Here is a 13820-nt window from a genome sequence, read left to right as displayed (position 1 = left end):
ATCGTGACCGGACCAGTGGGCGGCTCCACCAGCCGCCGGACCTTCATCTCTTTGCTCGGTGCCGGCGCGGCGGTGACGGCCGGCGGCGCGACGCTCGCCGGTTGCTCCGACGGGAAGGGAAAGGCCTCGACCGGGGGTCAGGCCGAGACCGTGGACAAGCTGGCCGGCCTGCTGCCGAAGTACATCGGCTACGACTCGGTCAAGCCCGACCTGCCGGGTGAGAACGGCGCCTCGCCCGCGTTCACGAAGTACCCCGCGGAACTGAAGCGCGCCGTCCCGGACACGGCGGTGAAGAGCGGCAAAGAGGTGTCCGCGATGACTCCGCTGTGGAGCCCGCCGCCGCCCGGGCTGGGTCACAACTCGTACTTCGACGTCAACAACGAGCGGATCGGCGCGCCGGTCCGGTTCAACATCCTGAGCGGCAACGACTACGGCGACAAGCTCGGCCCGCTGCTGGCGGCCGGCAACGTGCCGGAGCTGCTCTGCGTGCCGGGCTGGAACATCAGCGGCCTGACCCGCTTCGCGCAGGCGGTGGACAAGCTGTTCGAGGACCTGACGCCGTTCCTTGCTGGTGACAAGGCCGCCGCGTACCCGATGCTCGCGAACCTGCCGACCAAGGCCTGGGCCTACGGGGTGTGGAACTCCCAGCTGAAGGCGGTTCCGTTCCCCTCCGACGGCTTCCCCTGGGCGCTGTTCTACCGCAAGGACATCTTCGACCAGGTCGGCGCCGCGGCGCCGAAGACGGCCGACGAGTTGCTGGCCCTCGGCAAGCAACTCACCGACGCGAAGGCGAACCGCTGGGCCTTCGGCGGCATCTCCGACGAGGTCATCCGGATGTTCGGGGCGCCGGCGGACTGGCGCAAGGACTCCACCGGCAAGCTGGTGAACAAGATCGAGACCCCGGAGTTCGAGGAAGCGGTCGCCTTCGTCCGCAAGGTGTTCCAGGCCGGCTACGTTCACCCGGAGGTGGTCGGCAACTCGGGCGCCGACCAGAACCCGCTCTTCGAGGGCGGCAAGATCGTGGTCCGGCAGAACGGGCTCGGCGGCTGGCAGGAGGCCCTGCAGCGCCAGGCGCAGATCAACCCCACGTTCAACCCGCAGCCGATCATGCCCTTCGCCCATGACGGCGGTACGCCGATCACCTGGGGTGGCGACCCGGCCGGCATCTTCACCTTCGTGAAGAAGGGTCTGGGTGAGGAGCGGGTGAAGGAGCTGCTCGGCGTCCTGAACTACACCGCCGCGCCGTTCGGGACCGAGGAGTACCAGCTGTACAACTACGGGGCCGAGGGCAAGCACTACACCCGCCAGCCGTCCGGTGCGCCGAAGCTCACCCCGCTGGGCCAGAAGGAGGTGTCCCAGACCTACATCTTCCTCGGTGGACGGCCGACGGCCATCACCCAGAGCGAGTACCCCGGTTATGTGGAGTCGATGAGCGCCTGGCAGAACGCGGCCGCCAAGGTCCGGGAGAAGAGCCTGTTCGAGGGCATCCGGGTCGAGCAGCCGGCCAAGATGGCGGCGCTGGCGCAGCCGTTCGACGACAAGCTGCAGGACATCTTCCGCGGCCGGCGGCCGGTCAGCGAGCTCAAGGTGGCCGTGAAGGAGTGGCAGACCAACGGCGGCAACGAGGGCCGGGACTTCTACGCCAAGGTTCTCAGTGACAACGGTCGGTAACGCGGTCCGCCCGAAGTCCGGCCGGGTGCGGAAGAAGAAGCCGGGCGGGGCGGGCTGGCGGCACCGGTGGCGGCGGGACTGGCCGCTGCTGCTGATGACGCTGCCGGTGATCGTGCTGCTCGGCCTGTTCCACTACCTGCCGACGCTGGGCAACGTGATCGCGTTCCAGGACTACTCCCCGTACGTCGGGATCCGCGGCAGCGAGTTCGTCGGCCTGGCCAACTTCCAGCGGATGTTCTCCGAGCCGGCCTTCTGGTCGGCGTTGTGGAACACGCTCGGGATCACCGCCTTCCAGCTGGTGTTCTACTTCCCGATCCCGATCTTCCTGGCCCTGCTGCTCAACAGCGTTCTCTCGGTCCGGCTGCGCACGCTGGTGCAGGGCGTCGTCTACCTGCCGCACTTCTTCTCCTGGGTGCTGGTCGTCTCGCTGTTCCAGCAGATGATCGGTGGGGCCGGCCTGCTGGCCCAGACCCTGCGGTCGCACGGTTTCGCGGCCGTCGACCTGATGACGAACCCGGACAGCTTCATCGTGCTGGTGACGGCGCAGGCGATCTGGAAGGACGCCGGCTGGGGAATGATCGTGTTCCTCGCCGCACTGAGCACGATCAATCCGGCCCTGTACGAGGCAGCGGCCGCCGACGGCGCCAACCGCTGGCGCAGGATGTGGCACATCACCCTGCCGGGGCTTCGCCCGGTGATCGTGCTGCTGCTCATCCTGCGCCTCGGTGACGCGCTGACCGTCGGGTTCGAGCAGTTCATCCTGCAACGCAGTGCGGTCGGCGGCGGTGCTGCCGAAGTACTGGACACCTACGTGTACTACCAGGGCCTGCTGGTCGGCGACTTCGGCTACGGCGCCGCCGCCGGCCTGTTCAAAGGGGTGGTGGGACTCGTGCTGGTCCTGCTGGCCAACCGATTCGCTCACCTCATCGGCGAGCAGGGGGTGTATTCGCGCTCATGACCACACAACAAGCGCCTGTCCGCCAGAAACCGCAGGCACCCGTGCCGGCCCGGCGCCGCCCCGCGCCGCGGCGGTCCGAGGAGGAGGCCGGCCGCCCGGTCTGGGAGGAGGAGCCGTCCTTCCTGGGCAGGCTGAGCAAGCCGGTCGTCCTGGGCCTGGTCGTCCTCATCGTGTCCTTCCCCCTGTACGTCGTTGTGGTGACCAGCCTGTCGAGCACCGAGGCGGTGACGAGAGCGGGTGGCCTGGTGGTCGTACCGCGCGAGCTCACGATCGCCGCCTATGTGCAGTTGCTGTCCGGTGGGGTCGTCACCCGCGCCCTGGTGATCAGCACCGTGATCACGATCGTCGGGACGTTCCTCAGTCTCGCCATCACCGTGCTCGCGGCGTACGGGCTGTCCCGGCCCGGGTCGTTGTTCCATCGGCCGCTGCTGTTCGTCGTCCTGCTGACCTTCCTCTTCGGCCCGGGCATCATCCCGAGCTACCTGCTGGTCAACTCGCTGGGGATGATCGACAGTTACAGTTCGCTGATCCTGCCCACCGCGGTCTCCGCCTTCAACCTGATCGTGATGCGCTCGTTCTTCATGGGCATCCCGAGTGAACTGATCGACAGCGCCCGGATCGACGGCGCCGGTGAGTTCTCGGTGCTGGTCCGGATCGTGATGCCGCTGTCCAAGGCGGTGGTGGCAGTGGTCGGCCTGTTCTACGCGGTCGGCTACTGGAATGCCTTCTTCAACGCCTTGCTGTACATCAACGACAACAACAAGTGGCCCCTCCAGCTGGTTCTGCGGACCTACATCGTGGAGTCCGCGCCGTTGCCGGGCGGAGCCGGCGGCATCTCCAGCGTCGGGATGGGCCTGGATCCCGCGCCGAGCCTGGCGATCAAGATGGCGATCGTCGTGATCGCGATCGTGCCGGTGCTCGTGCTCTACCCGTTCATCCAGAAGCACTTCACCAAGGGCGTCATCATCGGCGCGGTCAAGGGCTGAACCGTCCCGTTCTGAGGAGTAGCTGTGTCCCTTCCGCGTAGGCATTTCCTTGCCCTGGGCACCGGAGCGGTGGTTGCCGCCGGCACCATGACGGCTCCGGCGGCCGCCACCGGGCAGGCCGTCGACCAGTTGGCTGCCGGCCGTTATCGGTGGCGCAATGTCGAGATCGTCGGTGGCGGCTTTGTCACCGGCATCATTCATCACCCGAAGAAGCGTGGCCTGGTCTATGTCCGTACGGACATCGGCGGCGCCGCGCGGCTGGACCTCCGGACCCAGCGCTGGGTTCAGTTGCTGGAGTGGGTCGGCTGGGACGAGTGGAACTGGACGGGCGTGGAGAGCCTTGCGCTCGATCCCTGCGATCCCGCCCGGCTCTACCTCGCCGTCGGCACCTACACCAACGATTGGTCGCCGATCAACGGCGCGATCCTGCGCTCGACCGACCAGGGCCGGACGTTCCGCCGGACCGACCTGCCCTTCAAGCTCGGTGGCAACGAGCCGGGGCGGTCGATGGGGGAGCGGCTGGTCGTCGACCCACTCGACGGCCGGGTGCTGTTCTTCGGCACCCGCAACCAAGGGCTGTGGCGCAGTACCGACCGGGGCGAGAGCTGGAGCCGGGTGGACAGCTTCCCGTCGGTCGGGATGGCGGGGATCGGGATCGGGTTCGTCTTCTTCGATCCGCGTGGCGGGCGCAAGGGGCGTCCGACCCAGACCATCTATGCGGGCGTGACCGACTCGGCGAGCCCGTTGTTCCGCAGTACCGATGGTGGCCGGACCTGGGCCGCCGTGCCGGGGCAGCCGACCGGGTTGTTGCCGCACCACGGCGAACTCGGTGCCGACGGCAGCATCTACCTGACCTACGGCGACCGGCCCGGACCGTACGAGATGTACGACGGCGCCGTCCACAAGGTCGACACGGCCACCGGGGTGTGGACCGACATCACTCCTCTGCGCCCGAACACCGGCGGCGAGGCCGGTTTCGGGTACGCCGGTCTGGCCACCGATCCGCGCAAGCCCGGCACGGTGATGGTCTCCACGATGAGCCGGTGGGGACCGGTCGACGACATCTTCCGGTCTGTCGACGGTGGCCGGACCTGGCACTCGATCGCGCAACGGGCCGAGATCGACGTCTCGGGTGCGCCGTACCTCAACTTCCACACCGAGGGGCCCAAGCTGGGCTGGATGATCGGCGACATCTCGATCGATCCGTTCAACTCCGACAAGGTCATGTACGTGACCGGGGCAACGATCTTCGGCACGGACGACGCGACGGAAGCCGAAGCCGGCCGGAGTACGCACTGGTCGGTCCGGGCCCAAGGGCTGGAAGAGACGGCCGTGATGGACCTGATCAGTCCGCCGTGGGGTCCGCCGCTGATCAGCGCACTGGGTGACATCGGCGTCTACCGGCACGACCGGCTGGACGTCGTACCGCCGGACGGGCAGGCGGCCAACCCGGTCTCGGGCACGTCGCCGAGCCTGGACTACGCGGCCAAGGCCGAAGGGTTCGTCGTACGGGTCGCTTATGGCGGATCCAAGGAACGCGGTGCCTACTCGACGGATGCGGGTGTGAGTTGGCAGCCGTTCGCGGGCGAGCCGGCCGGATCGACGCAGCCGGGCAGGATCGTGGCCGGCACCGACGGGCGGACCGTCGTGTGGGTGCCAGGCGACGTACTGCCGCACTACTCACGCGATCGCGGTACTACGTGGACGCTGGTGACCGGGCTGCCCCAGCAGGTCGCAGTAGTCGGTGACAGGGTTGACCCGAAGGTCTTCTACGCGTTCGACCAGGCCACCGGGACGGCGTACACCAGCACGAACGGCGGAGCGGATTTCTTGCCTTCGGCAACAGGATTGCCGACGGGGTACGGCAAGGTGGAGACCGTGCTCGATCGGGCCGGGCACTGCTGGCTCGCGGCCGGAGCCGGCGGACTCTTCCGGTCGACCGATGGTGGCGTGAGCTACCAGCAGGTGACCACGATCGAGGAGGCGTTCACGGTCGGGTTCGGCAAGGCAGCTCGCGGCCGGACCGAGATGGCGGTCTACAGCTCGGGCAAGGTCGCCGGGGTCCGGGGCATCTACCGGTCCGTCGACAGTGGCCGGAGCTGGGTCAGGATCAACGACGCCTTGCACCAGTTCGCGTCCACCGGCGATGCGATCGCCGGTGATCCGCGGGTGTTCGGCCGGGTCTACATCTCCACCAACGGGCTCGGAATCCCCTACGGCGAGCCAGTCTGAGTCTGGGCAGCCGAGTGAGGTGGGCCGGAGCTCTCGCGGATCTGGAGCTCCGGCGTGGAGTAGAGGTGGGCCGTCGGCTCGGCGCCTTCCAGGAGGGCGAAGAGCCGCTCGGCCACCCGTTCGCCGTACCCGACGATGTCGTGGCTCATCGCCGTCAGGCGGGGCTGCGTGATCCGGCACAATGCCGAGTCGTCCCAGGCGAGCAGGGTGACGTCGTCGGGTGAGCGCAGCCCGAGGCCGTTGACGGCCGAGAGGCCGGCCACCGCCATCAGGTCGTTGTCGTACACGATGGCGGTCGGCCGGTCGCCGGCGGTGAGCACGCGTCGCGTGGCCGCGGCCCCTTCGTCGCCGGAGAAGTCGGTGTGCACGATCTCGGCGGCCAGGCCGAGTCGTTCGGTGTCCCGCAGGAAGGCCTGGTCGCGGATCCAGACATGGCCGTGCTCGGGTGGGCCGGCCACCCGCGCGATCCTGGTGTGCCCGAGTGAGGCCAGGTGGTCGACGGCGACGGACATCGCCGCCGTGCTGTTGGTCCAGACACAGGCCAGCCCGTCGGCCAGACTCGGGTCGCCGACCACGATGGCGGGCATTTCGAGGGCCCGCAGCAACGGGATCCGCGGGTCGTCCACCCGCAGGTCGACCAGGATGACGCCGTCGACGCGCTTTTCCGCGGCCCATTTGCGGTAGGTCGCCAATTCGTCGTCGACGGTGGGGACGACCTTCAGCGCCAGCGCGTACGAGCGCCGGCTCAGCACCGTCTCGAGCCCGCCGATGAATCCCATGTAGAAGGGTTCCTCGCTGAGCGTCCGGGCCGAGCGCGCCAGTACCAGGCCGAAGGTCTCCGACCGGGCGACCGACAGCATCCGGGCGGCCCGGTTGGGCACCCAGTGCAGCTCCTCCGCGACCTTCAGGACCCTGGCCCGGGTGGCCTCCGAGACGCCGGGCTGCCCGTTCAGCGCGTACGAGACGGCGCCTTTGGAGACGCCGGCCCGCTGGGCGATCTCCTTGATGGTGACTCGGCCCACGAGGGCCCCCTTCCCAACCGGTTGAATTCTGCACGGAATTCTCCGGGCGTCGTGGTCTTTACAGTACTGAACCGGTCCAGTACCGTCCACTCACACGTACTGAACCGGTCCAGTTAGTCGGTCGGAATTACCGACGTGGCAGGCGCAGCGGACGCATCTTCCGCGCTGCTCGGATTTCCGCCTTCGGCCCCCCGCCAGATGTTTGCCGATCGAAGGATTGCGAAATGTACCTGCACAATGTGCTGCGGAGATCCCGGACCCTAGTGCCCTGCGTCCGAAGTTCTTTGGCGCTTGCGGCGCCCAGGCACGCACCTCGCGGCAGCGGAGAAACGGCAACGATGGAAAAGCATCGAGGCCGCTCCTCCGCCACCGCGATGCACGCACCTGGACACCGCAATCACTCAAACAACTTCGGACGCAGGGCACTTGCCCTGCTGACCGCTGTGGTGGCCGGTGCCGGCACCCTGGCCGCCTGCGGTGACGGCGGCGGCGCGGCGAAGCCGCAGGGAGGCGCCGGCGAGAGCCGGGTGACCGTCTTCAACGGCGCGACCGGTGACGCCGCCGAGAACTTCAACCCCTTCTCGCCGACGGCGCTGCAGCCGTCCCGCGGGATCATCTACGAGACGCTCTTCTACTACAACCTGATGTCCTCGGCCGAGCCCAAGCCGATGCTCGCGACCGCCTACAAGTGGAACGCGACCGGTACCGAGCTGACCGTCACCACCCGGGAGGGGGTGAAGTGGTCGGACGGTACGCCGTTCAGCGCGGCGGATGTCGCCTTCACCTTCAACCTGATCGCGAAGACGCCGAGTATCAACACGAACGGCCTGGCCGCAACAGCCAAGGCCACCGGCCCGAACACCGTGGTCCTCACCTTCCAGCAGACGAGTTTCGTCTCCGGGCCGAACGTGCTGGGCAACACCGCGATCGTCCCCGAACACCTGTGGAAGTCCAAGGACCCGGCCACCGACATCAACCGCAACCCGGTCGGCACCGGTCCGTACACCGTCGCGAGCTTCACTCCGCAGAGCTTCGAGATGAAGCGGAACGCCACCTACTGGCAGCAGGGTAAGCCGCAGATCGAGAAGGTCCGGTTCATCACCCTCGCCTCGGCCGATGCCGCGAGTGGCGCGCTGCTGAAGGGCGACGTGGACTGGATGAGTTCCTTCCTGCCCGGGATCGACCAGCTGCTGAAGGGCAAGAAGGAGCTGTCCTGGGTGAACACCCCCGCCCTGACCACCAGCCTGTTCGCCTGCTCGAACGCCGCGCTCGGCTGCAAGGGCCCGCAGACCGACGTCGCCGTCCGGCAGGCGATCTACCACGCCCTCGACCGCGAACAGCTGAACAAGCTTGCCTTCAGCAACGTTGCGGGGGTGGCCTCGCCGACCCTGCTGGTGCCGGACCGCGACGAGAAGTGGATGTCGCCGAAGGTCGACAAGGTGGTCCCGCAGCAGCCCGACACGGCCAAGTCCGAGTCCATCCTGACCGCGGCCGGCTGGGCGAAGGGTGCCGACGGCATCTACGCCAAGAACGGCCAGCGGCTGACCATGACGATTCAGGTGGTGTCCGGCTGGAGCGACTACATCTCCGCGATCGACGCGATGACCCAGCAGCTGCGCAAGGCCGGGATGGAGATCAAGTCCACCCAGATCTCGTCCAACGAGTGGAACAACCGCGAGTCCAAGGGCACCTACCAGCTGTCGCTGAACTCGCTCGGTCTCGGCCCGTCCACCGACCCGTACTTCACCTATGAGGGCAAGTACTGGTCCAGGAACACCGCCGAGGTCGGCAAGTCCGCCAGCGCCAACCAGGCCCGGTACGCGAACCCCGCCGTCGACGCGGCCATCCTGGCCGCCTCCAAGACCAACGACGAGGCGGCCAAGAAGAAGCAGTACGAGGTGATCCAGGAGCACATCGCCCGGGACCTGCCCTACATCCCGGTCGTGCTCAACTCCACCCTCACCGAGTTCAACAACTCCCGCGTCACCGGCTGGCCGACCAAGGACAACATGTATGCGTTCCCGGCCACCTGGAAGGCGTGGGACAACGGGATCGTGCTGCAGAACCTGACGCCGGTCAAGTAGATCGGGCGAGTGGATGCAGTACTACCTCCGCAAGGCCGGCTTCTACCTGGTCGCGTTGTGGGCAGCGCTCACCCTGAACTTCGCGCTGCCCAGGATGATGCCCGGCAATCCGGTCGACCTGATGATCGCCAAACTCGCCGCGAAGGGGCCGGTCTCCGCCGAGACCCGGCGCAGCCTCGAACTGCTGCTGGGCACGAATTCCGACCAGCCCCTCGTCACGCAGTACCTCGACTATCTGCGCAACCTCTCGCACGGTGACTTCGGCATCTCCGTGACGTACTTCCCGCAGACCGTCTCGACCACGATCGGGCAGACCCTGCCGTGGACGATCGCGCTGATGGGGATCGCGACCGTCATCTCCTTCGCGGTCGGCATCCTGCTCGGTCAGTTAGCCGGCTGGAAGCGCGGTTCGTGGCTGGACAACCTGATCCCGGTGACCACCATGTTCCAGGCGGTGCCGTACTTCTGGCTCGCACTGGTGCTGCTGTACCTGTTGTCCAGCGTCACCGAGGTGTTCCCGGCCAGCGGCGGCTACGACGTCTACAACGTGACCCCGGGATTCAACCTGCCGTTCCTGCGCAGTGCCGCGTACTACGGGACGTTGCCGGCCCTCACCATCGTCATCTCGTCCATCGCCGGCTGGATGCTCGGCATGCGCAACATGATGGTCTCGACCCTGTCGGAGGACTACATCGTCACCGCCGAGGCCAAGGGGCTCAAACCCCGCCGGATCATGACCACGTACGCCGCCCGGAACGCGGTGCTCCCGTCGCTGGCCGGGTTCGCCACCACGCTCGGCTTCGTGGTGTCCGGCTCGATCATCACCGAGCAGGTGTTCTCGTACCCCGGCATCGGCATGACGCTGATGTCGGCGGTCCAGAACAACGACTACGCGCTGATGCAGGGCGTCTTCCTGGTGATCACGCTCTCGGTGCTCGGCGCCAACCTGCTCGTCGACCTGCTGTACGCCCTCATCGACCCGCGCACCCGTGCGCGGGCCTGACCGGAAGGAGTCCGGATGACCACACTCACGGATCCCGTGGTGGCGGTCCGGCCCGCGACCACCCGCCGCCGACGACGCCGGCCGGGCCCCAAGCTGCTGGTGGGCCTGATCCTGTGCGGAAGCATCGCGTTGTTCGGGATCATCGGCCCGTTCCTGGTCGGTGATCCGCACCGGGTCGACAACGTCGGTCTGCAGCCGCCCGGCAACGGGCACCTGCTCGGCACCACCCAGACCGGCCAGGACGTCTTCGCCCAACTGGCCCACGCGACCCGCGGTTCGCTGGTGATCGGGCTGGTGGTCGGACTGCTGGCCGTGGCCCTGGCGGCCGGCTTCGGCATCCTGGGCGCCTACATCGGTGGCTGGGTGGACGAAGGGTTCTCGCTGTTCAGCAACGTGATGCTCGTCCTGCCTGGTCTGCCACTGATGATCGTCATCTCCAGCTACGTCGAGAACAAGGGGATCTGGCTGGTGGCGGGAGTACTGGCGCTGACGAGCTGGGCCGGCGGCGCGCGCGTACTGCGGGCGGTGACCCTCAGCCTGCGCAGCCGGGACTACATCTCGGCCTCGCGGGTCGCGGGGGAGAAGACCTGGCGGATCCTGCTCGTCGAGTTGCTGCCGAACCTGATCCCGTTGCTGGCGGCAATGTTCATCTTCGCGGTCATCGGCGCGATCCTGGGCGAAGCCGGGCTGGCCTTCATCGGGCTGGGCGCCGGTGGCTCCTGGACCTGGGGAACGATGCTGTTCTGGGCCGGCAACGGCTTGGCGCTCCGGCTGGGCGCCCTGTGGTGGTTCGTTCCGCCGGGCCTGATGATCACCCTGTTCGGGGCGGGATTGGCGATGATCAACTTCGCGATCGACGAGCTGGTCAATCCGAAACTGCGCGACCAGACCCGGGCGGTCCGGCGGCGCTGGGCGGCGTCGAAGGACCAGATCGCGACCACCGAGGAGGCGGCCCGATGAGCGCCGGCGCCGTTGCCGAAGGCCCCGTCGCGGAGAACCCGGTGGCCAACGGGCCGGGTGCCAAGGGCCCTGTCTCTGTGGGCACCGTGCTGACGCTGGAGGACTTCAGCGTCGACTACCTCGGCGAGACGGTCGTGCACGCCGTCCGGCACGTCGACCTCACCCTCGGCCGGGGAGAGATCCTCGGCCTGGCGGGGGAGAGCGGCTGCGGCAAGAGCACGCTCGCCTACGGCATCACCCGGCTGCTCAAGCCGCCGGCCGTCATCACCTCGGGCCGTGCCCTGTTCCACTCTCGGGAGGGGTACGACGTCGACCTGCGCGCCCTGCACGGCGAGGACCTGCGAGCCTTCCGCTGGGACAAGATCTCGATGGTGTTCCAGGGCGCGATGAACTCGCTGAACCCGGTCATCTCGATCCGGGCACAACTGGAGGACATCTTCACCACCCATCGGCCGGAGCTGAGCCGGGCCGAGCGGCGGCAGCGCTGCGGGGACCTGCTGGAACGGGTCGGCGTCGACCGCGACCGGCTGCGGTCCTATCCGCACGAGCTGTCCGGTGGCATGCGGCAGCGGGTGATGATCGCGATGGCGATGGCGCTCGAACCGCAGGTGATGATCATGGACGAGCCGACCACCGCGCTCGACGTGGTGGTCCAGCGCGAGATCCTGCTGGAACTCACCCGGTTGCGGGACGAGCTCGGCTTCGCAGTCGTCTTCATCACCCACGACCTGCCGCTGCTGTTGGAGATCAGCGACCGGATCGCGGTGATGCGGGCCGGCGAGATCGTGGAGCTCGGGCCGGCCGCGCAGGTCTACAGCAATCCCCAGCACTCCTACACCGAACAGCTGCTCGCGTCCTTCCCGAGCCTGACCGGGCAGCGCGGCGACTTCATCCGGGCCGGGCTGGACGAGCGGTTGCTGGACCTGGACGCCGTCCAGGTCACCGATGTCGACGGGGGAGCGAGCCGATGAGCACACTCGAGGTCAAGGGATTGGTCAAGAACTACCGGTTGCGAGACGGCTGGCGCGGCCGGCAACTCACGGCTGTGAACGAGGTCAGCTTCTCGCTGGAGCCCAGCCGGACGGTCGCGCTCGTCGGTCAGAGCGGTAGCGGCAAGTCCACGGTGGCTAAGTTGCTGCTGCAACTGGAACGACCGAGCGCCGGACAGATCCTGCTCGACGGCGAGCCGATCGAGCGTCGCGGCCGCGGCCTGGCGCAGTACCGGCGGACTGTGCAGATGGTCTTCCAGGATCCGTTCGCGTCGCTCAACCCGCATCACACGATCGCCCACCACCTGGCCCGACCGTTGCGGTTGCACGGGCACGGCAAGACCGCGGCCGAGCTCGAGGAGGGCGTCCACCGGTTGCTCGAGCGGGTCCGGCTCACGCCGGCCGACGTGGTCGCGCAGCGGCGGCCGCACGAGCTGTCTGGTGGCCAACGGCAACGAGTGGCGATCGCCCGGGCGCTGGCCCCCGGCCCCGGCATCCTGATCGCCGACGAGCCGGTGTCGATGCTGGACGTCTCGATCCGGCTCGGTGTGCTGAACCTGCTGGCCGAGTTGCAGCGCGAGGAGAACCTCGGGGTTCTGTACATCACCCACGACCTGGCCACCGCCCGGCATTTCTCCGACGAGATCCTGGTGATGTACCGCGGCGAGATCGTCGAGCGCGGCCCGTCGGACCAGGTCATCCTCGACCCCCAGCACGACTACACCAAGCTGCTGCTGGCGGCGGCGCCCAACCCGGAGCTCAGACTGGCGAAACTCAGCTCTGGTTAGGCGCCTGGCAGGTGCTCGCGCGGGGCGTCAGCTCCGGTGGCAGCAACGTGATCGCCGGCACCTGCCCGCCTTCGAGCTTGGTGATCAGCGACTCCACCGCCTGATGGCCGATCTCCTCGGCCGGGATCGCGACCGACGAGAGCTGGGGCACGTGGCGTTCGGCGACGTCGTCGGCGCAGATGGCCATCAGCGACATGTCCTCCGGCACCCGGCGGCCGAGCCGGCGCAGTACGTCGAGGAGCGGGCCGATGATCGGCTCGTTCTGGACCACCAGGCCGGTGATGCCGGGATGCTCCCGGAGCAGTTCCTCGACGGTTTCGAGGACGGCGTCGAAGCTGTGCTCGCAGGGGGTCTCGACGCCGACGATGCCGCGGCGTTCGGCGGCGGCGGAGAAGCCGGCCAGGGTGCGTTGGGCGAAGGAGGTCTGCCGCTCGTAGACGGCCGACGGCGTACCGAGCAGAGCGATGCAGCGGTGGCCGAGGTCGGCGAGGTGGTCCACGCAGCGCTCGCCGGCCCCGACGAAGTCCAGGTCGATACAGGTCAGTTCGTCGGTATCGGCCGGCACGCCGATCAGGATCGAGGGCATCGAGAGTTCGCGCAGGACCGGGACGCGTTCGTCGTGCAGCTCGACGTCCATCACCACCAGCGCGTCGACCAGCGAGCTCTGCGCGACCCGTTCGAGCCCGTCGCGGCCCTCGTCGGCGGTGAGCAGCAGGACGTCGTGGTCGAACCGCCGGGCGGTGGTGACGACGGCCGTCGCGAACTGCATGATCACCGGGACGTGCATCCCGGTGCGCAACGGGATCACCAGGGCGAGCACGTTCGATCGCTGGCTGGCCAGGGCTCGCGCGCTGGCATTGGGCCGGTAGCCGAGAACGCGTACGCTTTCCTGCACCCGGTCCCGCGTGTCCGGGGAGATGGACCGCTTGCCGCTGAGGACGTAGGACACCGTGCTGGCCGCCACGCCCGCATGGCGGGCCACATCGGCGATGGTCACCATCGGTGTCTCCTCACTGGGTCGAAGCGCTTCGACCGGTAGGTCAGAGAACAGCGTCGAGTGAGCGGCCCCGCCTGTCAAGGGCCCACACCCAGCGGGTGTGGCCGCGGCGGGGCGGGCCGGCCGCCCC

The 13820-nt window shown here is 68.1% G+C and carries 11 protein-coding genes; 9 read left to right on the top strand and 2 right to left on the bottom strand.

The window, feature by feature from the left end; translation table 11 throughout:
- Positions 1 to 3: 3 nt before the first annotated feature.
- The 4 genes from ACQPYM_RS24765 to ACQPYM_RS24750 are packed head-to-tail and all read left to right on the top strand — an operon-like array spanning position 4 to position 5847.
- The gene (locus ACQPYM_RS24765; RefSeq protein WP_433004295.1) at positions 4 to 1671 is read left to right on the top strand and encodes an extracellular solute-binding protein; all 1668 of its coding nucleotides are present in this window, start codon (positions 4 to 6) and stop codon (positions 1669 to 1671) included.
- A complete protein-coding gene (locus tag ACQPYM_RS24760; protein ID WP_433004292.1) occupies positions 1655 to 2629 on the top strand; it encodes an ABC transporter permease in 975 nt (324 codons plus the stop codon). Before ACQPYM_RS24765 ends, ACQPYM_RS24760 begins: the two co-directional genes overlap by 17 nt.
- On the top strand, positions 2626 to 3615 hold the full coding sequence (locus tag ACQPYM_RS24755; protein ID WP_433004289.1) for a carbohydrate ABC transporter permease: 990 nt from the start codon (positions 2626 to 2628) through the stop codon (positions 3613 to 3615). The genes ACQPYM_RS24760 and ACQPYM_RS24755 overlap by 4 nt, the downstream gene beginning before the upstream one ends.
- Before the next feature lie 24 nt (positions 3616 to 3639).
- Positions 3640 to 5847: a WD40/YVTN/BNR-like repeat-containing protein gene (locus ACQPYM_RS24750; RefSeq protein WP_433004286.1), complete on the top strand. Its 2208-nt coding sequence runs from the start codon at positions 3640 to 3642 to the stop codon at positions 5845 to 5847.
- Here the strand turns inward: ACQPYM_RS24750 and ACQPYM_RS24745 are convergent.
- Positions 5829 to 6869 carry a LacI family DNA-binding transcriptional regulator gene (locus tag ACQPYM_RS24745; RefSeq protein WP_433004285.1) on the bottom strand — a complete coding sequence of 347 codons (1041 nt, stop codon included), beginning with the start codon at positions 6867 to 6869 and terminating at the stop codon, positions 5829 to 5831. The genes ACQPYM_RS24750 and ACQPYM_RS24745 overlap by 19 nt on opposite strands.
- A gap of 338 nt (positions 6870 to 7207) precedes the next feature.
- Between ACQPYM_RS24745 and ACQPYM_RS24740 the strand changes: the two genes are divergently transcribed.
- From ACQPYM_RS24740 to ACQPYM_RS24720, 5 genes are read left to right on the top strand one after another with little or no spacing between them, the layout of a single operon-like run.
- Positions 7208 to 8953, top strand: coding sequence for an ABC transporter substrate-binding protein (locus tag ACQPYM_RS24740; RefSeq protein WP_433004283.1), 1746 nt, complete (start codon positions 7208 to 7210; stop codon positions 8951 to 8953).
- Positions 8954 to 8966: 13 nt separating this feature from the next.
- A complete protein-coding gene (locus ACQPYM_RS24735; RefSeq protein WP_433004280.1) occupies positions 8967 to 9956 on the top strand; it encodes an ABC transporter permease in 990 nt (329 codons plus the stop codon).
- Between the two features lie 15 nt (positions 9957 to 9971).
- Entirely contained in the window at positions 9972 to 10916 is a 945-nt protein-coding gene (locus ACQPYM_RS24730; RefSeq protein WP_433004277.1) for an ABC transporter permease, read from the top strand.
- A complete protein-coding gene (locus tag ACQPYM_RS24725; protein WP_433004270.1) occupies positions 10913 to 11887 on the top strand; it encodes an ABC transporter ATP-binding protein in 975 nt (324 codons plus the stop codon). Before ACQPYM_RS24730 ends, ACQPYM_RS24725 begins: the two co-directional genes overlap by 4 nt.
- On the top strand, positions 11884 to 12693 hold the full coding sequence (locus tag ACQPYM_RS24720; RefSeq protein ID WP_433004267.1) for an ABC transporter ATP-binding protein: 810 nt from the start codon (positions 11884 to 11886) through the stop codon (positions 12691 to 12693). The genes ACQPYM_RS24725 and ACQPYM_RS24720 overlap by 4 nt, the downstream gene beginning before the upstream one ends.
- Here ACQPYM_RS24720 and ACQPYM_RS24715 read toward each other — a convergent pair.
- The gene (locus ACQPYM_RS24715; RefSeq protein ID WP_433004265.1) at positions 12680 to 13693 is read right to left on the bottom strand and encodes a LacI family DNA-binding transcriptional regulator; all 1014 of its coding nucleotides are present in this window, start codon (positions 13691 to 13693) and stop codon (positions 12680 to 12682) included. The two genes, ACQPYM_RS24720 and ACQPYM_RS24715, sit on opposite strands and share 14 nt — an antisense overlap.
- Between the last annotated feature and the right edge of the window lie 127 nt (positions 13694 to 13820).

This window comes from Kribbella sp. CA-294648 (assembly GCF_050943845.1).
Taxonomy (GTDB): Bacteria; Actinomycetota; Actinomycetes; order Propionibacteriales; family Kribbellaceae; genus Kribbella.
The sequence above is the reverse complement of the archived record's forward strand: the minus strand, read 5'-3'. Positions and strand labels throughout refer to the sequence as shown.

Coding starts and splice junctions, on each gene's coding strand:
- ACQPYM_RS24755 (WP_433004289.1), top strand. CDS start 2,626: ATGACCACACAACAAGCGCCTGTCCGCCAGAAACCGCAGGCACCCGTG.
- ACQPYM_RS24740 (WP_433004283.1), top strand. CDS start 7,208: ATGGAAAAGCATCGAGGCCGCTCCTCCGCCACCGCGATGCACGCACCT.
- ACQPYM_RS24735 (WP_433004280.1), top strand. CDS start 8,967: ATGCAGTACTACCTCCGCAAGGCCGGCTTCTACCTGGTCGCGTTGTGG.
- ACQPYM_RS24730 (WP_433004277.1), top strand. CDS start 9,972: ATGACCACACTCACGGATCCCGTGGTGGCGGTCCGGCCCGCGACCACC.
- ACQPYM_RS24725 (WP_433004270.1), top strand. CDS start 10,913: ATGAGCGCCGGCGCCGTTGCCGAAGGCCCCGTCGCGGAGAACCCGGTG.
- ACQPYM_RS24720 (WP_433004267.1), top strand. CDS start 11,884: ATGAGCACACTCGAGGTCAAGGGATTGGTCAAGAACTACCGGTTGCGA.
- ACQPYM_RS24715 (WP_433004265.1), bottom strand. CDS start 13,693: ATGGTGACCATCGCCGATGTGGCCCGCCATGCGGGCGTGGCGGCCAGC.